This window comes from Paraburkholderia sp. BL21I4N1, assembly GCF_002973525.1.
GTDB lineage: Bacteria > Pseudomonadota > Gammaproteobacteria > Burkholderiales > Burkholderiaceae > Paraburkholderia.
Map to the genome: position 1 here is coordinate 28,115 of NZ_PVEN01000018.1, position 22,737 is coordinate 50,851.

Annotated in this window: 16 protein-coding genes; 10 read left to right on the forward strand and 6 right to left on the reverse strand. The window is 64.4% G+C overall.

What is annotated here, in order from left to right; all coding sequences use genetic code 11:
- Window positions 1-386 precede the first annotated feature (386 nt).
- The 9 genes from B0G83_RS31405 (at window position 387) to B0G83_RS31445 (ending at window position 12,668) form a co-directional block, all read left to right on the forward strand.
- The gene (locus B0G83_RS31405; protein WP_105511234.1) at window positions 387-1,415 is read left to right on the forward strand and encodes a bile acid:sodium symporter family protein; all 1,029 of its coding nucleotides are present in this window, start codon (window positions 387-389) and stop codon (window positions 1,413-1,415) included.
- A 275-nt stretch (window positions 1,416-1,690) separates the two neighbouring features.
- On the forward strand, window positions 1,691-3,541 hold the full coding sequence (locus B0G83_RS31410; protein ID WP_105511235.1) for a phosphodiesterase: 1,851 nt from the start codon (window positions 1,691-1,693) through the stop codon (window positions 3,539-3,541).
- Window positions 3,542-3,771: 230 nt separating this feature from the next.
- Window positions 3,772-4,758: a LacI family DNA-binding transcriptional regulator gene (locus tag B0G83_RS31415; protein WP_105511236.1), complete on the forward strand. Its 987-nt coding sequence runs from the start codon at window positions 3,772-3,774 to the stop codon at window positions 4,756-4,758.
- Complete coding sequence (locus B0G83_RS31420; RefSeq protein ID WP_105511237.1) at window positions 4,755-6,038, forward strand: AGE family epimerase/isomerase; 1,284 nt, start codon at window positions 4,755-4,757, stop codon at window positions 6,036-6,038. Before B0G83_RS31415 ends, B0G83_RS31420 begins: the two co-directional genes overlap by 4 nt.
- Entirely contained in the window at window positions 6,035-6,952 is a 918-nt protein-coding gene (locus B0G83_RS31425; protein ID WP_105511238.1) for a carbohydrate kinase, read from the forward strand. The genes B0G83_RS31420 and B0G83_RS31425 overlap by 4 nt, the downstream gene beginning before the upstream one ends.
- A gap of 120 nt (window positions 6,953-7,072) precedes the next feature.
- A complete protein-coding gene (locus B0G83_RS31430; protein WP_105511239.1) occupies window positions 7,073-7,303 on the forward strand; it encodes a hypothetical protein in 231 nt (76 codons plus the stop codon).
- Between the two features lie 66 nt (window positions 7,304-7,369).
- Window positions 7,370-7,615, forward strand: a complete 246-nt coding sequence (locus B0G83_RS31435) for a hypothetical protein (RefSeq protein ID WP_105511240.1) — start codon at window positions 7,370-7,372, stop codon at window positions 7,613-7,615.
- A 121-nt stretch (window positions 7,616-7,736) separates the two neighbouring features.
- Window positions 7,737-8,714: an ion channel gene (locus B0G83_RS31440; RefSeq protein WP_105511241.1), complete on the forward strand. Its 978-nt coding sequence runs from the start codon at window positions 7,737-7,739 to the stop codon at window positions 8,712-8,714.
- A gap of 366 nt (window positions 8,715-9,080) precedes the next feature.
- On the forward strand, window positions 9,081-12,668 hold the full coding sequence (locus B0G83_RS31445) for an indolepyruvate ferredoxin oxidoreductase family protein (RefSeq protein ID WP_105511242.1): 3,588 nt from the start codon (window positions 9,081-9,083) through the stop codon (window positions 12,666-12,668).
- A gap of 115 nt (window positions 12,669-12,783) precedes the next feature.
- Here the strand turns inward: B0G83_RS31445 and B0G83_RS31450 are convergent, their stop codons facing one another.
- Both B0G83_RS31450 and B0G83_RS31455 read right to left on the reverse strand, forming a co-directional pair.
- Window positions 12,784-13,482, reverse strand: a complete 699-nt coding sequence (locus B0G83_RS31450) for a copper homeostasis protein CutC (protein ID WP_105511243.1) — start codon at window positions 13,480-13,482, stop codon at window positions 12,784-12,786.
- A 48-nt stretch (window positions 13,483-13,530) separates the two neighbouring features.
- Window positions 13,531-14,799, reverse strand: coding sequence for an EAL domain-containing protein (locus B0G83_RS31455; protein WP_105511244.1), 1,269 nt, complete (start codon window positions 14,797-14,799; stop codon window positions 13,531-13,533).
- A 395-nt stretch (window positions 14,800-15,194) separates the two neighbouring features.
- Between B0G83_RS31455 and B0G83_RS31460 the strand changes: the two genes are divergently transcribed.
- A complete protein-coding gene (locus B0G83_RS31460; RefSeq protein ID WP_105511245.1) occupies window positions 15,195-16,850 on the forward strand; it encodes a Na+/H+ antiporter in 1,656 nt (551 codons plus the stop codon).
- Window positions 16,851-16,949: 99 nt separating this feature from the next.
- Here B0G83_RS31460 and B0G83_RS31465 read toward each other — a convergent pair whose 3' ends face one another.
- The 4 genes from B0G83_RS31465 to B0G83_RS31480 form a co-directional block, all read right to left on the reverse strand.
- On the reverse strand, window positions 16,950-18,257 hold the full coding sequence (locus B0G83_RS31465; protein WP_105511246.1) for a solute carrier family 23 protein: 1,308 nt from the start codon (window positions 18,255-18,257) through the stop codon (window positions 16,950-16,952).
- Window positions 18,258-18,462: 205 nt separating this feature from the next.
- Window positions 18,463-20,028 (reverse strand): methyl-accepting chemotaxis protein, encoded by a 1,566-nt coding sequence (locus B0G83_RS31470; RefSeq protein WP_105511247.1) that lies wholly within the window; start codon window positions 20,026-20,028, stop codon window positions 18,463-18,465.
- Window positions 20,029-20,402: 374 nt separating this feature from the next.
- Window positions 20,403-21,017: a DUF2239 family protein gene (locus B0G83_RS31475; protein ID WP_105511333.1), complete on the reverse strand. Its 615-nt coding sequence runs from the start codon at window positions 21,015-21,017 to the stop codon at window positions 20,403-20,405.
- A 126-nt stretch (window positions 21,018-21,143) separates the two neighbouring features.
- Window positions 21,144-22,655: a sensor domain-containing diguanylate cyclase gene (locus tag B0G83_RS31480; RefSeq protein ID WP_105511248.1), complete on the reverse strand. Its 1,512-nt coding sequence runs from the start codon at window positions 22,653-22,655 to the stop codon at window positions 21,144-21,146.
- Window positions 22,656-22,737: the final 82 nt, after the last annotated feature.

The following is a 22,737-nucleotide window of genomic DNA, read 5'->3' on the forward strand; positions in this document are numbered from 1 at the left end:
GGATGTAACACCTTGTTACTGCGACGTTTTTCTACGACAGAACCCTTGCGCCGCGGCCTTGAAACCGCTTGCTCATAAGGCTTTGCCGAAGGCCCGCAACGGCCTTGCATATGATGAATTCGAGCCGCTTTTTTCGCCCTCATTGTCAAAACCGCATGGACCAAACCGAGTGCGTCGCCAATACTGAAATCGTGATGACTCACGTCGACCCAACGCTCGCCGCTCCGTCGCGTTGATGCGTCAATCTCATTAATCGATTCGGCAAATGAATTTGCATTTTTAATCGATATAAAATAACAATAGCCTTTTGCCACAGCCGGAGGCGGGCACTCGCGCGCGCCTCCCGCGCATCGCCCGCATCCGCATCACCGAATTGAGATTCCGCCATGGCTCGCCCGAAACTGCTTCCCGACAACTTCACCTTATGCCTCGTCGGCACGGTGATTCTTGCCAGCTTGCTGCCGGTTCACGGGCAAGCCGCCGTCGGCTTCAACTGGCTGACGAACGTGGCGGTCGGCCTGCTGTTCTTCCTGCACGGCGCGAAGCTGTCACGCGAAGCGATTGTTGCGGGTGCGACGCATTGGCGGCTTCACCTGGTCGTGCTGATCAGTACCTTCGTGCTGTTTCCGCTGCTCGGCCTCGCGCTGAAGCCGCTGCTTTCGCCACTTGTCACGCCTGCGCTCTATGCGGGGGTCCTCTTCCTCTGCACGCTGCCTTCTACCGTTCAGTCGTCGATCGCGTTCACCTCTATTGCCAAGGGCAATGTGCCGGCTGCTGTGTGTAGCGCGTCGGCCTCGAGCCTCCTCGGCATCTTCATCACGCCCGCGCTCGTCAGTGTCGTGGTCACCAATCAGGCGGCCGGCGGCAGTTCGCCGTGGCACACGGTGGGCAATATCGTGCTGCAACTGCTGGTGCCGTTCGTAGCCGGACAGCTGCTGCGCCCGCTGATCGGCAAATGGATCGAGCGCCATCGCGGCGTGCTGAAGTTCGTCGACCAGGGTTCGATCCTGCTGGTGGTGTACGGCGCGTTCAGCGAAGCGGTGAACGAAGGCCTGTGGCATCAGATTCCGCTGTCCGCGCTCGGCGGCCTGCTGCTGATCAACGTGGTGCTGCTCGCGCTGGCGCTGGCCGTGACGATCTTCGCCAGCAAGCGGCTCGGCTTCAATCGCGCCGATCAGATCACCATCATCTTCTGCGGGTCGAAGAAAAGCCTCGCCGCCGGCGTGCCGATGGCCAAAGTGATCTTCTCCTCGCACGCCGTGGGCGCCGTGGTGTTGCCGCTGATGCTGTTCCACCAGATCCAGCTGATGGTGTGCGCCGCCCTCGCGCAGCGCTGGGGCGCTCGCGACACCAGTGGCGAAACCCGCGCCGCCGCCGCGCGCGAAGGATCCGCCGCCGCCATGGCCCGGCGGTAAATACGCGCGCAATGCAAACAGGACATTCATAAGCGCCCTCCCTGAGCGTGATTCGAAGAAAGCCGCCTCGTGCGGCTTTTTTGTTATTTCACGCGCAAACGCCGTCGCTGTCGCCTCAGCCGGACGGCATAAGCCGAGTCTTGGCCGGGCCTAAAACCCATCCCGTCCCGGCATCCAGGACATGCACCACACCAGTGCATCGTGTCACCAAAAATTCACTTAACTCTGCGCTAGCCGCGCCGATAAGCCGAACGTCGCTCGCTACGCCTACTGCCATGCAACCTCGCTCGCCCTCCCGATCCGCCACGCCGCGCATCGAGGAGTTGATCGCCCGGCGTGATCTGTTCGCGGTATTTCAACCGATCATCGATTTCGAAGACGGCGCGATCCTCGGCTACGAAGGTTTGATTCGCGGTCCGGCGGGCACGCCGCTCGAAACGCCCTTCGCCCTGTTCTCGCAAGCGCTCGCCGAAGGCTGCGCGATCGCGCTGGAACAGGCCGCCGCGCGCACTTGCATCGAAGCCTTCGCGAAGCTCGACTACGACGGCAAGCTGTTCCTCAATTTCAGCGCGGGCGCGATGCGTCAACTCGCCGAAGCGCGCGACGACACGCTCGCGCTGCTGCGGCACCGCGGCGTCGATCCGCAGCGGCTCGTGATCGAGCTGACCGAACAGAGTTCGATTCCCGATGTAGGCGGCTTCCTGCCGGTGATCTCGACGCTGCGCGCGGCCGGCGCGCAATTCGCGCTCGACGACTACGGCACCGCCAACGCGAGCATGAATCTGTGGGTGCGTCTGCAACCGGACGTCGTGAAGATCGATCGCTTCTTCATCCACGACATTGCGAGCGATCCGCTCAAGTTCGAAGCCGTGCGCGCCATGCAGCATTTCGCCAACGCGAGCGGCGCGCAGCTGGTGGCCGAAGGCATCGAGAACGAGGCGGATCTGATCGTCGTGCGCGACATGGGAATCGGCTGCGGGCAGGGCTATTTCTTCGGCCGCCCGCATGCGCACCCGGCACGCAAGCTGAATGACGACGCACGCGCCGCCTTGAGCGCCAATCACATCGCCGTGTTCCCCGAGACCACGCGCGCGGTGAGCAGCGCGTCGCCGTCGGGCGGCATGGCGTCGGCGAAAATGCTAGTGCATGCGCCGGCGTTGCCGCGTCACGCCACCAACAACGACGTGCTCGACCTGTTCAACCGCCTGCCCGATCTGCACGCGGTCGCGGTGGTCGAGAACGACCAGCCGGTCGCCCTCATCAACCGGCGCAGCTTCATGGATCGTTACGCGTTGCCGTATCACCGCGAGCTGTTCGGCAAGCGCCCTTGCCTGCAATTCGCCAACGCGTCGCCGGTGATTATCGAAAAATCGATGACAGTCGAGCAGATGGCCAAGCTCCTCGCGAGCGACGACCAGCGCTATCTCGCCGACGGCTTCGTCATCACCGAAAACGGCCAGTACGCCGGCCTCGGCACCGGCGAGAAACTGGTCCGCGCGGTGACCGAAGTGCGTATCGAAGCGGCGCGCTACGCGAACCCGCTGACCTTCCTGCCGGGCAACATTCCGATCAGCTCGCACATTGCCCGCCTGCTGGGCAACGACGCGGCTTTTCACGCGTGCTACGTCGATCTGAACCACTTCAAGCCGTTCAACGACCAGTACGGTTACTGGCAAGGCGACGAAGTGCTGAAATTCGCCGCGGCCGTGCTCGCCGAGGTGTGCGACCCGACCCGCGATTTTCTTGGGCACGTGGGCGGCGACGATTTCATGATCCTGTTCCAGAGCGACGACTGGCAAGACCGCGTGCTGCGCGCGATCCACGTCTTCAACGAAGGCGCGCAGCGTTTCTACGCGCCGGCCGACCGGCTCGTGGGCGGCATTTACGGCGAAGACCGGCGCGGCAATCCGAGCTTCTTCGCCTTCGTGACGATGGCAATTGGCTGCGTGCGCGTCGAACCGGCGAACGGACCGTCGTTGTACAACAGCGAGGAAATCGCGTCGGTCGCGGCGGTGGCCAAGCGACGCGCGAAGCAACAGACGAGCGGCTTCGTGCTGATCGACGCCGACGAAAGCGTCGCCTTGCTACGCGGCCAGGCGGAGGCGGCTCACGCGCATATCGACTGAAGGCTCTGCCGGCGGCGCACGAACTCAATCGCCACCCAACGCGACCAAAGCGCCCTTTCACGCCATTGTTTAGCTTGTTTTACTAAACAGCATATTTCGAGCCAACCTCAACACCCAGGGGTATCTCCGGGTGTCGCGCGAGTGTTTTTCCGGCGGTCGAAGGCACGTTTTACTATACAATCGCCGGACTCAAACACCGTGCGGTCGCCTACTCGCGGCCGCTTTATTCGATGGCCACAACCATCCGCGACGTCGCCCGCGCGGCCAGCGTGTCGATCGGCACCGTCTCGCGCGCCTTGAAGAACCAGCCGGGGTTATCCGAGGCAACCCGCGAACGCGTGGTCGAAGCGGCGCGGCAGCTCGGTTATGACGCCGCGCAACTGCGGCCGCGCATCCGCCGACTCACCTTTCTGTTGCACCGTCAGCACAACAACTTCGCCGTCAGCCCGTTTTTTTCGCACGTGCTGCACGGGGTGGAAGATGCCTGTCGCGAACGCGGCATCGTGCCGTCGGTGCTGACCGCCGGCCCCACCGAAGACGTGATCCAGCAACTGCGCCTGCACGCGCCCGACGCGGTCGCGATTGCCGGTTTCGTCGAGCTCGAAACGCTCACCACGCTGGTCGCGATGCAGCGTCCGCTCGTGCTGATCGATCTGTGGGCGCCGGGCTTGCGCTCGGTGAATCTCGACAACGCCGCCGGCGCCACCCTCGCCATGCGGCATCTGTTCGAGCAGCAGCGCAAGCGCGTCGCGTTTATCGGCGGCTCGCTCGCGCACTTCAGCATCGCGCAGCGCGCGCTCGGCTACCGGCGCGCGTTTTTCGAAGCGGGCCTGCTGTTCGATCCGTCGCTGGAAGTCACGATCGACGCCGGCCTCGACCCCGACAGCGGCGCCGCGCGCGCCATGCATCAGTTGCTCGACGCGCCGGGCCCGCACCCCGACGCCGTATTTGCGTACAACGACGCCGCCGCGCTCGCGGCGCTGCGCGCGTGCCTTGCGCGCGGTCTGCGCGTACCCGAGGACGTCGCCATCATCGGCTTCGACGACATTCCCGCCGCCGCCCACGCCACGCCGCCGCTGTCGACCATTTCGGTCGACAAGGAAGCGCTCGGCCGGCGCGGCGTCGAATTGCTGCTCGAAGACGCCCCCGCCGAACTCGAAGTCCGTTTGCCCGTCCATCTCATTGCCCGAGCCAGTACTTTGGTGAAAACGCCATGACGCAATCCGATTCGCTTCACCCCGCCAACGGCGTCGCCGCGCCGCCTGTCGACGATTTCCGCAGCCGCGAGTTTCTGCTCTCGCACGTAGAGGACACGCTGCGTTTTTACGCACCGAACGTATTCGATCCGAGCGGCGGCTTCTTCCATTTTTTCCGCGACGACGGGTCGATCTACGACAGGACCACGCGGCATCTGGTGAGCAGTTGCCGCTACGTGTTCAACTACGCGATGGCGTATCGCCAGTTCGGCGACCCGCAGCATCTCGAGTACGCGCGCCACGGTCTACGCTTTCTGCGTGAGGCGCATTGGGACGCCCAGCACGAAGGCTACGACTGGGAACTCGAATGGCGCGACGGCCACAAGCGCACGCTCGACGCCACGCGCCACTGCTACGGCCTCGCCTTCGTGCTGCTCGCGTATTCGCACGCGGCGATGGCCGGCATCGAAGAGGCGAAGCCGATGATCGGCGCGACCTTCGAATTGATGGAACACCGCTTCTGGGACGCCGCGGCCGGCCTCTACGCCGACGAAGCCTCGCCCGAATGGCGCGTCAGTTCGTACCGCGGCCAGAACGCCAACATGCACACCACCGAGGCGCTGCTCGCCGCGCACGAAGCGACCGGCCATCTGGTCTATCTGGATCGCGCCGAGCGGGTGGCGTCGAACATCACGCTGCGTCAGGCCAAGCTCTCGCAGGGGCTGGTGTGGGAGCACTTTCACGCGGACTGGTCGGTCGACTGGCACTACAACGAGGAAGACAGTTCGAACATCTTCCGTCCGTGGGGCTTCCAGCCGGGGCATCAAACCGAGTGGGCCAAGCTGCTGCTGATTCTCGAGCGCTTCCGTCCGCTGCCGTGGCTGCTGCCGCGCGCGGTCGAATTGTTCGACGCCGCCATGACGCACGCGTGGGACGAAGACCACGGCGGCCTCTACTACGGCTTCGGCCCGGACGGCACCGTGTGCGATCACGACAAATATTTCTGGGTCCAGGCCGAGACCTTCGCGACCGCCGCGCTGCTCGGCAAGCGCACCGGCAACGAACGTTTCTGGGACTGGTACGACGAGATCTGGCGCTATAGCTGGGCGCATTTCGTCGATCACAAGTACGGTGCGTGGTATCGCATCCTCACCTGCGACAACCGCAAATACAGCGACGAAAAGAGTCCGGCCGGCAAGACCGACTACCACACGATGGGCGCGTGCTACGAAGTGCTGACGCACGCGTTGTCCGATGGCACGGCCGCCGCCGCATCCGAATCCGCGGAGCACACGAAATGAGCCAACCCAACGCAAGCCCCGAATTCCCGCAGTTCGTTTCGGCCGGCGACATCCTCACCGATCTCGTGCGCACCGGCACTTCGCAATGGCTGTCGCGTCCCGGCGGCGCGGGCTGGAACGTGGCGCGCTGTGTCGCGCGGCTCGGTTTGCCGACCGCGTGCGCCGGTTCGCTCGGCGTCGACAATTTCTCCGACGAGCTGTGGAACGCGAGTGTCGCGGCCGGTCTCGACATGCGCTTCATGCAGCGCGTGACGCGGCCGCCGCTGCTGGCGATCGTGCATCAGACCCATCCGCCGGCGTACTTTTTCATGGGCGAAAACGGCGCCGATCTGGCCTTCGATCCGGCGCACTTGCCGGCCGGCTGGAGCGAGCACGTGAAGTGGGCGCACTTCGGTTGCATCAGCCTCGTGCGTCAGCCGCTCGGCGATACGTTGGCGGCGCTCGCGGCGCGGTTGCGTTCTCAAGGCGTGAAGATCAGCTTCGATCCGAACTACCGCAACCTGATGGAGCACGGCTACGAGCCGACCTTGCGCAAGATGGCCGCGCTCGCCGATCTGATCAAGGTATCCGACGAGGATCTGCGCCTGCTGTTCAAGACCGACGACGAAGCCGCCGCGCTCGCCCAACTGCAAGCCATGAATCCCGCCGCCACCGTGCTGGTGACGCGTGGGCCGGAAACGGCTCTGTTGATCGACGGCGCGCTGGTGGTCGAAGCGCGGCCTCCGCGCGTCGAGGTGGTCGACACGGTGGGCGCGGGCGACGCGTCGATCGGCGGCCTGCTGTTCAGCCTGATGACGGCGCCGCAGCGGGCGTGGCCCGAGCATCTGGCGTTCGCGCTGGCGGCCGGTGCGGCGGCTTGCCGGCATGCCGGCGCGCACGCGCCCGCGCTCGACGAAGTCGTCGCGCTGCTGTAATTCTGCTGCCTTGTGCGGCGCGCATTGTCACTGACAAGAAGCGCCGCCAGCGCGAAAGCCGGCGCTCCTTCATCGTGCTACGATGAAAAATCCGTCACCTTTGGAACAAGGAGCGTCGTCATGGAAGACATCACCTACACCAAAGGCATCTACACGGCCACGGCTTCGATAAAAGAAGTACAGAGCGACACGTGGCAGGGCGTGGTCACGCTCTCCCGCGACGAAGGCGACGACACCGCCGACCAGGAAACCACGGTCTACGAAGTGGACGCCACCTCGTCGACACCGGAGGAAGCGCTCGAAGAAGCCAAGGCGCTCGCTCACCGCATTCTCGGCAGCATCGAACTCTAGGCAGTCCGGCGCGGCGCGCGTCGAAGGCGCGCCGCGCCACCTTGATCCAACCGGCTGGAGGCGATCATGGCGGAACAACTCTTCCTCTACGGCGTGTACTCGATACACGTCCACCCTCTCGAACTCAACGGCGCACGCTGGGACGCGGAATACGAAATCCGCCATCGCGACAAAGCGGTGAAATCGTGGACGACCGTGGGTGGCGATAACGGCTACAGCGACGCGGCCGAAGCGATCGCCGCGGCGCATCGGCGAGCCGTCGACGACATCGAACACGGCGCGGGCATTCCGAAGCCGCGCGCGTTTCCGTAAGCGGCGGGCAACCACGTCCTAACGGTGAGCGGAACCTGGATCAAACGTTGCGGCATCGCGGCATTGGACTCGCGAAACGCCGTGCTACGCTTTGCGCGTTTTCATATCCCACGAGCAAGTGATGGCTACCGAACCGTCAGACCGAATGGCCGGCCTTGGCGACGCCAAGGAGAGCGCCCCGAAGCGCCGCGCGCGCGGCAGCCGCGAATTACGTCTCGACGATCGCGTGATCATTGCGCACGGCATGCCGACGCCGCTCTGGCAGGATCTCTACCATCGCGCGGTCGTGGCGCGCTGGCCGATGTTCTTCGCTTCGCTCGCGGTGCTGTTCCTGCTGCTCAACACGGCATTCGCCGGCCTGTACATGCTCGGCAAGGCGCCGATCGCCAATCAGTATCCGTCGGGTTTCGGCGGCGCTTTCTTTTTCAGCGTCGAGACGCTGGCGACCGTCGGCTACGGCGACATGCACCCGCAAACCGTTTACGCCCACTGGATCGCCACGCTCGAAATCTTCTTCGGCATGTCCAGCGTCGCGTTGGCGACCGGCCTGATCTTCGCGCGCTTTTCGCGGCCGCACGCCAAGATCATGTTCGCCCGTTACGCCATCATCCGGCCGCTCGACGGCCGCATGACGCTAATGGTGCGCTCGGCCAACGCGCGTCAGAACGTGATCGCCGAGGCGCATGCGAGGCTGCGTATTCTGCGCAAGGAAACCACCGTCGAAGGTTTGGTGCTGCGCAAGCTCTATGACCTGACGCTGGTGCGCGATCAGCATCCGGTTTTCAAACTCGGCTGGAGCCTGATGCACATCATCGACGAAAGCAGTCCGCTGTTCGGCGAAACCGCCGAATCGCTCAAGGGCAGCGATACGTCGCTGGTGTTGACGCTCGAAGGCGTCGACGAATCGACCTCGCAAACCATGCAGGCGCGCCACATGTGGAGCTGCGATCAGATTCGCTGGCATTACCGCTTCGTCGACATCATGAGTGAGCAAGACGGCGTGAGCCACATCGATTACGCGCACTTCGACGAAATCGTGCCGCTCGACGCGGCGCCGCTCGCGGCTAATGTGGTGAATGTGGCCAAGCCCAAAGCGTGATCACGGCGTAACGCTATCGGATGACGCCGGTCACGTTGCACCCAAGTGACCTGCAACGTTACGCGGCCGTGCGCTCGGCCCTTCTGGCGGCCCCACGCCTGCCGCCGGCCTGGGCGAAGAACTCGATGAATTGCCGATCCCTTCGATCGCGCAAACGCACCAGGGCATACCCGAATCCGCTTGCCGCGTGGAAGATCCACCTCAAAACTTCATTAAAACGCGTGGCTCGTCTCGCCCATTCGTTGCATGCTCATCAAACTAGAAAAAATTCACTCTAATCGGCGCTAAAAAATAGAGTCTCTTTCGCTGCGTCACCTCCGTGGTCCCCACCACCGCGCGCGGATGCAAAATATTGGAGACTCACCCATGACCGCTCGCCTGCCCATCGACGGCACGCCCGCTCTCGCCGACTACAAGCTGTCCGACAACCTTACCGCGACGCGCGGCCGGATCTTCCTGACCGGCACGCAGGCCCTGGTGCGGCTCGTGCTGATGCAGCGCGCCGCCGACAAGGCGCGCGACATGAACACCGCCGGCTTTATCAGCGGCTATCGCGGCTCGCCGCTCGGCATGGTCGACCAGCAGTTATGGAAAGCGAAAAAACTGCTCGCGGCGAGTGATATTCGCTTCCTGCCCGCGATCAACGAAGAGCTCGGCGGCACCGCCGTGCTCGGCACGCAGCGGGTGGAATCGGACCCGGAGCGCACCGTCGAAGGCGTGTTCGCGATGTGGTACGGCAAGGGCCCCGGCGTGGACCGCGCGGGCGACGCGCTCAAGCACGGCAACGCGTACGGCTCGTCACCGCACGGCGGCGTGCTGGTGGTGGCGGGCGACGACCACGGCTGCGTGTCGTCGTCGATGCCGCATCAGAGCGACTTCGCCATGATGGCTTGGCATATGCCGGTGGTGAATCCGTCGAATATCGCCGACATGCTCGAATTCGGCCTGTACGGCTGGGCGATGTCGCGCTTCTCGGGCGCCTGGGTCGGCTACAAGGCGATCTCCGAAACGGTCGAATCGGGCTCGACGGTCGATCTCGACGCGCTGCAAACCGAATGGGCCGTCCCGCAAGATTTCGCCACGCCCGCCGGCGGCCTGCATAACCGCTGGCCGGACCTGCCGAGCCTGACCATCGAATCGCGGATGCACGCGAAGCTCGACGCCGTGCGCCATTTCTCGCGCGTGAACAGCATCGACAAATGGATCGCACCGAGTCCGCACGCCAACGTGGGGATCGTGACCTGCGGCAAGGCGCATCTGGACCTGATGGAAACGCTGCGCCGCCTCGATCTGACGGTCGCGGATCTGGAAGCGGCCGGCGTGCGCATCTACAAGGTCGGCCTGTCGTTTCCGCTAGAGATGACGCGGATCGACGCGTTCGTCTCCGGTTTGTCCGAAGTACTCGTGATCGAGGAGAAAGGCCCGGTCATCGAACAGCAGATCAAAGACTATCTGTACAACCGCACGCAAGGCACGCGGCCGATCGTGGTCGGCAAGAACGCCGCCGACGGCACGCTGCTGCTCTCCTCGCTCGGCGAATTGCGGCCCTCGCGCATTTTGCCGGTGTTCGCGGACTGGCTCGCGAAACACAAGCCGGCGCTGGACCGCCGCGACCGCGTGGTCGATCTGGTGGCGCCGCATATTCTCTCGAACGCCGCGGACAGCGTGAAGCGCACGCCGTACTTCTGCTCGGGCTGTCCGCACAACACGTCGACGAAAGTACCGGAAGGTTCCATTGCGCATGCGGGCATCGGCTGCCACTTCATGGCCTCGTGGATGGAGCGTGACACTACCGGGCTGATCCAGATGGGCGGCGAAGGCGTGGACTGGGCCTCGCATTCCATGTTCACGAAAACGCGTCACGTGTTCCAGAATCTCGGCGACGGCACCTACTTCCACTCCGGCATTCTCGCGATCCGCCAGGCCGTGGCCGCGAAAGCGACCATCACGTACAAGATTCTCTATAACGACGCGGTCGCGATGACCGGCGGACAGCCGGTGGACGGCAGCATCTCGGTGCCGCAGATCGCGCGTCAGGTGGAAGCCGAAGGCGTGTCGCGCTTCGTCGTGGTGAGCGACGAGCCGGAGAAATACGACGGCCATCACGATCTGTTTCCGAAGGGCACGACGTTCCACCATCGCAGCGAAATGGACACCGTGCAGCGCGAATTACGCGACACCGACGGCGTCACCGTGCTGATCTACGACCAAACGTGCGCGGCGGAAAAACGCCGTCGCCGGAAAAAAGGCGAGTTTCCCGACCCGGACAAGCGCCTCTTCATCAACGAGGAAGTGTGCGAAGGCTGCGGCGATTGCGGCGTGCAATCGAATTGCCTGTCGGTCGAGCCGGTTGAAACGGCCTTGGGACGCAAGCGGCGTATCGATCAATCGTCGTGCAACAAAGACTTTTCTTGCGTGAACGGCTTCTGCCCGAGCTTCGTCACCGTGGAAGGCGGCAAGCTGAAGAAAGCCGCGGGCGCCGCGTTCGATCCGCAAGCGCTGGCCGCGCGCGTCGACACGTTGCCGATTCCCGCGACGCATCTGGACGCCGCGCCGTACGACATTCTCGTGACTGGTGTAGGCGGCACGGGCGTCGTGACGGTGGGCGCATTGATCAGCATGGCCGCGCATCTGGAAGGCAAGAGCGCCTCCGTGCTCGACTTCATGGGCTTCGCGCAGAAGGGCGGTTCGGTGCTGTCGTTCGTGCGCTTCGCCGCGCGTGACGAATGGCTCAACCAGGTGCGTATCGACACGCAACAGGCCGACGTGCTGCTCGCCTGCGACATGGTGGTCGGTGCCAGCGCCGATGCGCTGCAAACGGTGCGTCATGGCCGCACGCGCATCGTGGTGAACACGCATGCGATTCCCAACGCGACCTTCGTGACGAATCCGGACGCGACGTTGCACGCCGACGCGCTGATCGACAAGATGCGTCACGCGGCCGGCGCGGAACGTATGTCGACCTGTGACGCTCAGGCACTCGCCACGCGTTTTCTCGGCGACACGATCGGCGCCAACATTCTGATGCTCGGCTACGCATGGCAGCTCGGGCTGGTGCCCGTCTCGTTCGCCGCGATGATGCGCGCGATCGAATTGAACAACGTCGCGGTGCAGATGAACCAACTGGCGTTTTCGATCGGGCGTCTGGCGGCGGAAGATCCGGCCGCGCTCGACGCGTTGTGGCAGGCTCGGCATCTGGCGAAGCAGGCTGTTAAGGTCGACACGCTCGACGAACTGATCGCGCATCGCGAAGGCCGTTTGCAGATTTACGGCGGCGCGAGCTACGTGAAGCGTTATCGCGCGCTGGTCGACGCGGCACGCCGCGCCGAAACCGCCGTCGATGCGCAAAGCGAACGCGTGACGCGTGCAGTCGCGACGACGTTCTACCGACTGCTCGCGGTGAAGGACGAATACGAAGTCGCGCGTCTGCACACGGACACGGCGTTCCGCGAAGCGCTCGAAGCGCAATTCGAAGGCGTGGCCGGCAAGGACTTCGGCATCAAGTTCAACCTCGCGCCGCCGACCATTGCGCGTCCGCAGCACGGCAAGCATCCGGCCAAGAAAACCTTCGGTCAATGGATGTGGCCGGTGCTCGGCATGCTGGCAAAGTGGCGCGGCCTGCGCGGCACGATGCTCGATCCGTTCGGCCGCACGCTCGAACGCAAGATGGAACGCGACCTCGCCGGCGATTACGAAACCACGCTGCAACGTGCGTTCGCCAAGCTCGACACGACCACGCTGGAAGACGTCGCGAAGCTGGCCGATCTGCACGCGCGTGTGCGCGGTTACGGTCATGTGAAGCTGGCGAATCTGGCGGGCGTGAAGCGCGGCGAGCGCGATCTGGCGGCTCGCTTGCAGATCGATCCGGCGACGAGTGCGGCGGTGCGTCAGTCGCTGGACGAGGTGAAGGACGCTGGGCAGTTGCGCGGGATTCCGGTGGTTGTCGCGAAGTAGGTTTCGCGCGCGGCGATTCGGACTGAGCGAAAGCAACGCCGCTTCGAGTCATGGACTCGAAGCGGCGTTGTTGTTTGGGTGCGGATTTCAGCGGCAGATAGTTACACGTGCGTGCTCATGCGCTCGCGTTTAACGACGCACGGACCTTCGCGACTCGATCGGCATCGACCGGCGCGAGGCCGTTGCCGTCCACGCGAACGCCCGAACCGAAGTGCACCGCATCGACTTGCGTTCGGCTCGCAAAGCCGGCGATAGCGTCCACGGTTAAGCCCGCGCCCGCCAACACCGTGCAATGCGATCCCGACGCCTGCTGGATCAACTCGCGGATCGTGGCTTCCGCATTCAGTACCGACGCTTGTCCGCCCGAAGTCAAAACGTTCGTCACCTCGGGGAAGGCGAGCAGCACGTCCAACGCCTGGCGTAAATCGCGCGCTTCGTCGAATGCCCGGTGAAATGTGATCGTCAGACCATCGGCCGCATCGATCGCTCGGGCGAGCGCTTCGCGGTCGATCTCGCCCGCCTCGTTGAGCATGCCGATCACCACGCCGTTCGCACCCGCCGCCTTGGCCGCGCGCACGTCGCGCCACATCACCGCGTAATCGTCCGCGTCGTAGACGAACGAGCGGCTATGCGGTCGCACGATCACGTTCACGGGGATTTCAACGGCCGCCACCACCGCTTCGATCAGGCCGACGCTCGGCGTCAACCCGCCCTCGCCCATCGCGGTGATGAGTTCGAGACGGTCGGCGCCCGCCTGCGCGGCAAGGCGCGCATCGGCAACGGTCGTGGCAATCACTTCGAGTAGAACGGACATAGGCGCGTCTGAGTGTCGTCGTTGAAAACGACATCATCGCAGACGGGCTTATTCCTCGACCCAATCGATGTCGCCGCACAGCACGCAGGTCTGTTCACCCACACGCGTCGCGACTGAAAGCGTGACGCACGGCAACGCCTCGTTGATCGACAGATACGGACGCGTCACATGCACGCGTTCCGGCGCATTGATCGCGTCGCGGAAATACGGACGACGCAACCAGTTCGCCCCTTGCGCGTCCGCTAGCGGTAGGAAGCGCGTTTCATGTGCCGCGCGATCCGCGCGCAACACGACGTTGCGGCCGGCCTGCTTGCCTTTGGCGTCGAGCAGGAAACAGCGCGCGGCATGATCGAGCGCGAGAAAATTCCAGCACACTTCTTCGAGCGGTTCACCGGCCGCCAGCCGCTCGGCAGCGCGCTCGAAGGCCCGCAGATACGGCACGAGGCGACTCGCGCTGCGCCGCTCGCGCGCTTCGGTCTGATCGCGATACCGTTCGGTGAGTTCGCTGATGCATTCGGCGGCATGCGCCGCATCGGCCACGGCCGGATTCGGCCGGCCGAAGAAAAAACCCTGCACGAAATCCGCGTTGCAGGCGAGCGCCATCTGCGCTTCGTGCTCCGTTTCCACGCCTTCGATCAGTACGAGCTTGCCCGCCTCGTGCAGCAACGCGACGAGCCCCGGCAAGATCGTCGCCATATCCGCGCGATGCGCGGCGTGCGACAGCATGATGCGGTCGAGCTTCACGATATCGGGATTCAACTGCCAGATCCGTTCGACGTTCGAGTGTCCCGCGCCGAAATCGTCGAGCGCGATCAGAAAGCCGCGCTCGCGGAATTGACGCACGGCATCAGCGAGACGTTCGAGGTCTTCCGCGCGATGTTCGAGCACTTCGAGCACGATGCGCCGCGGCGGCAGATCGAGGCGCCTGAGCGTGGCCAGCAACGCGGCCGACAGATACGGAACGGTGAGCGCGCCGGGATGCACGTTCAGGAACAGCCATTCGCGCTCGGCGCCGAGCACCTTGAAGTTCTCCAGATGCAGGGTCTGCGCCAGCCGGTCCACCTGCAGCACGTCGCCGAGACGGGCGGCCTCGCCGAATACGTCGAGCGGCGACACGGGACGGTCGAGCGAGTCGTGCGCGCGCAGCAGTCCCTCGTAGCCGACCGCCCGCATATGCGACAGGCTGAAAATCGGTTGAAACACGCTGGTCAGCGTCAGCTCGCCATGCTGAACCGAAAAACGCTCGAGCCCCGACGTCACTTCGACGTCGAAGCCATGCGGCACGCTGGCCGTTCTTTCCTGTTGCGCAATCGTCATGCAATCCTCTCACGCGAGAGCCGGGCCGGTCCGAACGCGGAAGCGAACAACGGCGGCGCCATTTCTCAAAATGTGCGTCATCGATATCTCTTAAGCAAGCTCCATGCGCACGCTGGCGCACATTCGAATGAAGTTTGCATCGGAGATTGCACGGCGCAAGGGCCGATGCGCCGCACGTGGGCGCGGCGCGCACCGTTACGGTGCGTAACGTGATGGCGGCGGATCAAGGCGTGCGGTGACCGCACGCTTCTTCGCGTTGCCGGGTTCGCGGGAAGGCGCGACCTCATCGGGCTAAACTTCGCGGGCTACACTTCAACGTCGCGTCGCTGCAAAGCCCATGCGGCGGCATCAACAATCTCTTACGTCACGCCCGTCATCTCCCCGGAAACAGACCGATGGATATTGTTTTTACCGTATTGATTCTTCTGCTGGCCGTCTCCGCGTCGGGCATCGTCATCCGTTTGCTGCCGTTCACGTTGCCGCTGCCGCTCGTGCAGATCGCGATCGGCGCGATGCTCGCGTGGCCGAAGCTCGGACTGCACGTCACGTTCGATCCAGACATCTTCATGATGCTGTTCATCCCGCCGCTGCTGTTCGCGGACGGCTGGCGTATCCCGAAACGCGAGCTGTTCATGGCGCGCCGCTCGATCCTGATGCTCGCGCTCGGTCTGGTCTTCATGACGGTGCTGGTGGTCGGCTATTTCGTGCATGCGCTGGTGCCGGCCATTTCGCTGCCGGTCGCGTTCGCGCTCGCCGCCGTGTTGTCGCCGACCGATGCGGTGGCGTTGTCCGGCATCGTCGGCAAGGGCAAGATCCCTGGCCGGCTGATGCATATCCTCGAAGGCGAAGCGTTGATGAACGACGCGTCGGGCCTCGTCGCGCTGAAGTTCGCGATCGCCGCCGCGCTGACCGGTGTGTTCTCGCTACGCGACGCCTCGATCAGCTTCGTCATCATCGCCGCCGGCGGACTCGCGACGGGCGCGGCGGTAAGCTGGCTCTTCAGCTTCGTGTCGGCGCATTTTCTGAGTCTCAACGAAGAAGGCGATCCGGCGCCCGGCGTCGTGATGACCTTGCTGATTCCGTTCGCCGCCTACCTGATCGCCGAGCGCTTCGAGTTGTCCGGCATTCTCTCGGCGGTCGCCGCCGGCATGATGATGAACTACGCGAGTATTGCGAACGCGGGACCGGTGTCGTCGCGGGTACGCTCGAACAGTACGTGGACCATGATCGAGTTCGTCTTCAACGGCATGGTGTTCATTCTGCTGGGGCTGCAGTTTCCCCATATTCTCGGCCGCGCGCTGCTCGACGCGCACGAAACCAGCGACGCCCAGGTCGGGCTGCTGATCGGCTACATCGCGGCGGTGGCGCTAGCGCTCTATGCGATGCGCTTCGTGTGGGTGTGGCTGCTGCGCTGGTTCGCGAGCCGCGGCGCGACGAAGCGCGGCGTGGCGAACGCGGTGCCGGGGTTGCGCACGGTCACGGTGACGACCGTCGCCGGTGTTCGTGGCGCGGTGACGCTGGCGGGCGTGTTGTCGTTGCCCGAAATGTTGCCGGGCGGCGCGCCGCTGCCGGGCCGCGATCTGGCGATTTTCATCGCGTCGGGCGTGATTCTGGTGTCGCTGCTGGTGGCGGTGGTGGCGTTGCCGTTGCTGTTGCGCGGCTGGCGCAAGGGCCGCGACCCGCATGCGGCCGAAGAAGCGCTCGCCCGCACGATGGCGGCGCAAGCCGCGATCCGTGCGATCGATGTGATGCACGATAAAGAGTGCGCGGGGCTGGAAGAATCGGCCTCCGCCTACGCGGCAGATGTCACCGCACGCGTGATGGACCTGTACCGGCGCCGCCTCGCCACGCTCGACGACGAACAGGAGCCTCGCGAGCTGGCGCGCCTCGCCGATGCGCTGGAGTTCCGAATGAAGCTCGCTGCGATGCGCGCCGAACGCAAGACCTTGCTGGCGCTACGCAACAGTCAGCAGATCAACGACGAGACGTTGAACAAGCTGATGCGCGAGGTCGATCTGTTGGAGACGGCGCTGACCGCGCGCAAGAAATAAGGCCCGGTTTGCAGGATGGCGGCGGCGTGGGTTGCAAGATTGCCTGTCAACCAACACCGCCGGCAAGACCGCGCATAGCACCAGCAGGCTAAAACTCGATCACGCCACCGGCCCTTGCGCCGGTTTCCTACGCAGCAGTGCGTACAGAATGATCGCGCCGAACGTCGCGGTACCGATCCCGCCGAGCCCGAATCCGCCGAGCTTCAACGAGAAATCGCCAGCGCCCAGCACGAGCGTCACGGCAGCGACGATCAGGTTGCGGTTGTCGGAGAAGTCGACCTTGTTGACGACCCAGATGCGCGCGCCGGTCACGGCGATCAGCCCGAACACGACGATCGACACGCCGCCCAGCACCGGCCCCGGAATGGTTTGAATCACCGCGCCGAACTTCGGCGAGAAACCCAGCACCAGCGCGATCAACGCCGCGATCACGAACACCAGCGTCGAATAGATCTTGGTGACGGCCATCACGCCGATGTTCTCGGCGTACGTCGTCACACCCGTGCCGCCGGCAAAGCCCGACACGATGGTGGCGAGCCCGTCGCCGAGAAACGCGCGGCCGACGTAGCCGTCCAGGTTCTGGCCGGTCATCGCACTGACCGCCTTGATGTGCCCGAGATTTTCCGCGACGAGAATCACCGCGATCGGCGCGAGCAAGGTCATCGCCTGCACGTTGAAGACCGGCGCGGTGAAATGCGGCATGCCGAACCACGCCGCATTCGCGACGATCGAGAAGTCGATCGGCTTGCCCATGCCGAGACCGTTCGTGACGATCGCATAGATCACATACGCCATCAGCAGGCCGACGAGAATCAGCAGACGCTGCAGCATGCCGCGCGCGAACACCGCGACCGCGCCGACGCACAGCACCGTGACCAGCGCCATCCACGATTCGAAGTTGCTGCCGCTCACGCCGTGTACCGCGATCGGCGCGAGATTCAGACCGATCACGCAGACAATCGCGCCCGTCACGACCGGCGGCATCAGCGTTTCGATCCAGCGCGTGCCGACCGCCGACACGATCAATCCGATGATCGCGTACACCACGCCACACGCGATGATGCCGCCCAGCGCCACCGGAATGTTCAGATTGGGACCGTGACCGCCGTAGCCCGTCACCGCGATTACCAGACCGATGAACGCGAAGCTCGAGCCGAGATAGCTCGGCACGCGGCCGCCCACCAGCACGAAGAACAGCAGCGTGCCGATACCCGACATGAAGATGCAGAGGTTCGGGTCGAAGCCCATCAGCAGCGGTGCGAGCACGGTCGAACCGAACATGGCGACGACGTGCTGCACGCCCATCGCAACCATTTGCGGCCACGCGAGCCGTTCGTCGGTGCTGACGATGCGGCCTTCGGCGCCGGCAGACTGGCGGCGCCAGCGGGGGAAGTAGGAATCGGCCATGGCGGGGGTTCTCCTCTGTTCGGCGTGATTTATCGTGGACGGCGCCGGAACGAGGCGCCGCCGCTCAAGAATTAGGCGCGAGTGTACGGAGTGCCAATGGGCCTGGCAAGGGTGGTTAAACGCGTGGCTTTCACTACCGTGCGAGCGCGCTGCGAGCTTTGAAGCGCATGGCTCAAACGGCTCAGTCGGCTCGCACGATCGGCCTTCAGGCGGCGCGCGCTTCGAGCGAAAACACCGTCACGGCCGTTTGCAGTTGGCGCGCCTGGTCCGCCATCGACGCCGCCGCCGCAGCCGCCTGCTCGACCAGCGCGGCGTTCTGCTGGGTCACGTCGTCCATCTGCGCGACCGCGCGGTTCACTTCCTCGATGCCGGTGCTCTGCTCCTGCGACGCCGACGAAATCTCGCCCATGATGTCGGTCACGCGCTTCACCGCGTGCGTGACTTCGGCCATGGTCTGGCCGGCGCGCTCGGCGAGTTCGGCGCCGCTGCCCACCCGCGCGGTCGAGCTTTCGATCAGTTCCTTGATCTCCTTGGCCGACACCGCGCTGCGTTGCGCGAGCGAGCGCACTTCGCCCGCCACGACCGCGAAGCCGCGGCCCTGCTCGCCGGCACGCGCCGCTTCGACCGCCGCGTTCAGCGCAAGAATGTTGGTCTGGAACGCGATGCCTTCGATCACCGCGATGATGTCGGTCATGCGCTTCGAGCCGGCCGCCAGTTCGCGCATGGTCTCGACCACGTCGCCCACCAGGCTGCTGCCGCGCGCCGCGACTTCCGACGCGCCATGCGCCACGCCGCCCGCCTGCTGCGCGTTCTCGGCGTTCATCTTCACCGTCGACGTGAGTTCCTGCATGCTCGACGCGGTTTCCTGCAAGGCAGCGGCCTGCTCTTCGGTGCGTTGCGACAGATCGGTGTTGCCCTGCGCGATCTCGCCCGACGCCATCAGAATGGACTCGCTCGATTCGCTGATGCCCGAGACGATGCCCGCCAGCCGCTCACGCATGTTGCGCAGCGCGAACAGCATGCTGTCGGTGTCGCCGGCGCGGGTGTCGACGCGCACGCTCAGGTCGCCGCCTGCGATCCGGTTGGCAATCTGCATCGCGTAGTCCGGCTCGCCGCCAAGCTGACGCGCCAAACGGCGCGCGATCAACGTGGCGAGCATCATGCCCACGACGATCGCGCCCAGCACCAGCACGCTCATCACGATTCGCATGTGCTGATAGTCGGCGCTGGCTTCCTGCTGCGCGTCGTTGGCCTGCTCGCGGCGATAGTCGATCAGCGCCGTGATGCGGTCGCGCAGCGCTTCGCTGGCGGCAATCGCGCGACGCACGAGTTCGTTATTGTCGACGCCGGCCGGAATCGGCTCGAGCCCGATCTGCTGATGCACGATGCCTTCCCACACCGCCGATTCGCGCAGCACGGCGTCGAACATCTCCTGGCCCTTGCCGGTGCCGACGGTCTTGCGATATTCGTCGTAGGCGCTGTGCATGGTCTTCAGCGACGCGACGATGCCGTCCTTCAACTTTTGACGGCCGGCGTCGTCGGCGGCATAGCCGAGATTCGCGGCGGCCAGATCGGAATCAATCTTGTGGCGATTGGCCTCTTCCATCCAGTAGAGGCCGTTCATGTGTTTGTCGCCGATCACGGTCGTAATGTCATGCATCGACGACAGCGTGCTCAGCGCCGTCGCGCCGATCACGACGCAAAAGCCGATCACGACGGCGAACGCCAGCAACAATTTGCGGAATACGGTCATGCGGTCGAACCACTTCATCTCATCATCCCTTCACAAGGTCTCGACAGGCTGTTTCGCCATCGCGCCGTTGCCACCCCGTTTGAAAAAACCATGGGTACGTAGCGGCGCTCCTTCTCTTTTACGGCTGTCAGGGTGGAGTCTTGATCGGACAAATGGCAGGAATAACCGGGCAAGGATGATGTAAGGGATGCGAGACGAACGGGGCCGGATCGCGACGCCACGCCTGGACTGGCGCAAGCCGTAACGGCGTTTGGGATTTGTCTGATTTATTGGGGTAAACCGGTCTCTTAGACTGCGTTTGCTGCGTTCCCCCCTGAACCGCATGCGATGTTGTAACTCTCCGACTCACCGCTCACGCTTCCCCGGCGTGAGCGGTTTTTTTTCGTCTGGCGTTATGCGCTCGCGGCGAAAGCGCCTTCGGCAAGCCGTAACACGTGGGCGCCTACATCGTCCGGCCATGCCGCGACGATCGCCGCAAACCGCGGCCGGTCGTTCGCATAGAGCGCGCGCGTAGCGTCTTCGTAATCCGGCAGATTGCCGGCCAGCGCGGTCATGAAGCGATACACGGCGTCCTGCGCCGCGCGCCGGCGATCCTTGTCCTCACCCGCGGCGCGCGCCGCCTCGACCAGCTTGCGCAGCGCCACCGACGCGCCGCCCGATTGTCCGTTCAGCCAATCCCAATGACGCGGCAGCAAGGTGACCTCGCGGGCCACGACGCCGAGCTTGGGCCGACCACGGCCGCGCGGTGTGTCGTCCTCCGTCGCGGCGGCGGGTGCCGCAGCCGCTTCGTCGCCGCGCATCTGCGTGGCCAGTCGCGCCACGATCTCCTCCGACGTGCCGCGCAGATCGAATTCGACCGGCTGACTCGTGATGTCGTCGAAGATCAGGACGGGCGCCTGTTCACCGCGCGTGAGCACCGCCTTGACCGCCAGCGCGACCTCCGCCAGTGAGCCCGAGGCAATGCGGCGATGGCCTTCAAAGGCCGTGCAAGTGGAAATAGACGAGATCACGACAAACTCCTGAGAGAAGATTTGTCGAATTATACCCGGGTGAAATTTGGATGCAAAATATTATCCGGGTGAAATTAACGAGCGGCTAGGTGGTCCGTGAGGTCAGCGCACACCTTGGTCGTTTTAGTGCCCCGGTGTCACTGCCGCCTTGCGAGCGTGCGTGTGAACCGTCGCCCGATACCCCATCACGCGATTGCGGCCCGCGTCTTTGGCTTCGTAGAGCGCCTCATCGGCGGCGTTGATCAGCGCGCGGCTCGTTGCGAAGGCGTGGCCGTGGGTCGTCGCAACGCCCACGCTCACCGTCAGCAGGTGATGCGAACTCGCCACATGGCGAAGCTCCCGGGCGTGAATCGCCGCGCGAATCTTCTCGGCGATGTGCGCCGCGCCGCCCGCGTCGGTATCCGGCAACAGCACGGCGAACTCCTCGCCGCCGTAGCGCGCCGCCGTGTCGCCCGGACGCCGCACGTTTTGCGCGATGCAGCGGGCGACCGTGACGAGCGCATCGTCGCCCGCCGAATGGCCGTACAGATCGTTGAAACCCTTGAAATTGTCGACGTCGATCAGCAGCATCGACAGCGCCCAGCCGTTACGCTGCGCGCGGCGCCATTCCGCTTCGACCTCCTCTTCGAAGGTGCGGCGGTTGTTCAGGCCGGTCAGCCCGTCGGTGCGCGCCAGCACGCGCAACTCTTCTTCGGCGGCGCGGCGATGCCGCAACTGCTGCGAAAACAGCAAAGCCAGCGCGATGATGGTCAGATCGAGCGCGGCAATCAGCGAACCGATGATCCACGCGCGGTGCCGCCATTCCACGTAGATGTCGCGGGTGGACAGCGCGACGTCCAGGATCAGCGGATACATGTCGATATGGCGAAACGCGTACCAGCGCTCGACGCCGTCGATCGCCGCCGTGCCGAAGAAGTCGCCGCTCGGCTGGGTGAGAAAGCGCGAATAGTTGGCGGTGCCCGCGAGGCCGATGCCGATGATCTTCGGGTCGTAAGGACGCCGCATCAGCATCGTGCCGTCGCTCAGCATCAGCGCCATCGAGCCGCCCGTGCCGAGGTTCATGCCGGCGAACAGGCTGCGGAAGTACGTCAGGCGCATCGTGCCGACCACCACACCGCCGAAGCTGCCGTCTGGCTTCGTAATCCGCCGGCTCAGCGCAATGCTGACTTCCTTGCCGGTGACCCTCGGTATGAACGGGTGGCTGAGATACAGGCCGACGTTGGGCGAATCGCGCTGCACCTTGAAGTAATCGCGATCGGCGAGATTGATCTTGCGTGGCGGATTGGCTTGCGAATCGAAGCGGATGTTGCCCGCCTCGTCGACGACGAGGAGCGAGCCGAGGTCTTTGGCGCTGGCCGAGCCGTCGAACAGCACCATCTGACGCAGAGCCGGATCCAGGTCCAGCACGCCGGGCTGCTTCAGACCGTCGATCACCGCGCGCAGCGACAGATCGTAGATCTCCAGATTGCGCGACACGTCGCGCTCGATCAGCAGGGAAACGTTGAAGACGGAGTCCTGCGCACGCCGCAGCGCGTCGTCGCGCATCTGGGCGAGCACCCACACGGCGATCGCGAGTATCGCGCTGGCCAGCACGATACTGATCGCAATCACGATGTTCGGTCGGCGCGTCACCATGGCAGGTTCGTTCAAGCATGCGCTGACTTACGCGCGTGAAGAAGGAGGCCGCGTCCGCAATAGCGCGTCCTGTTTGCCCGTA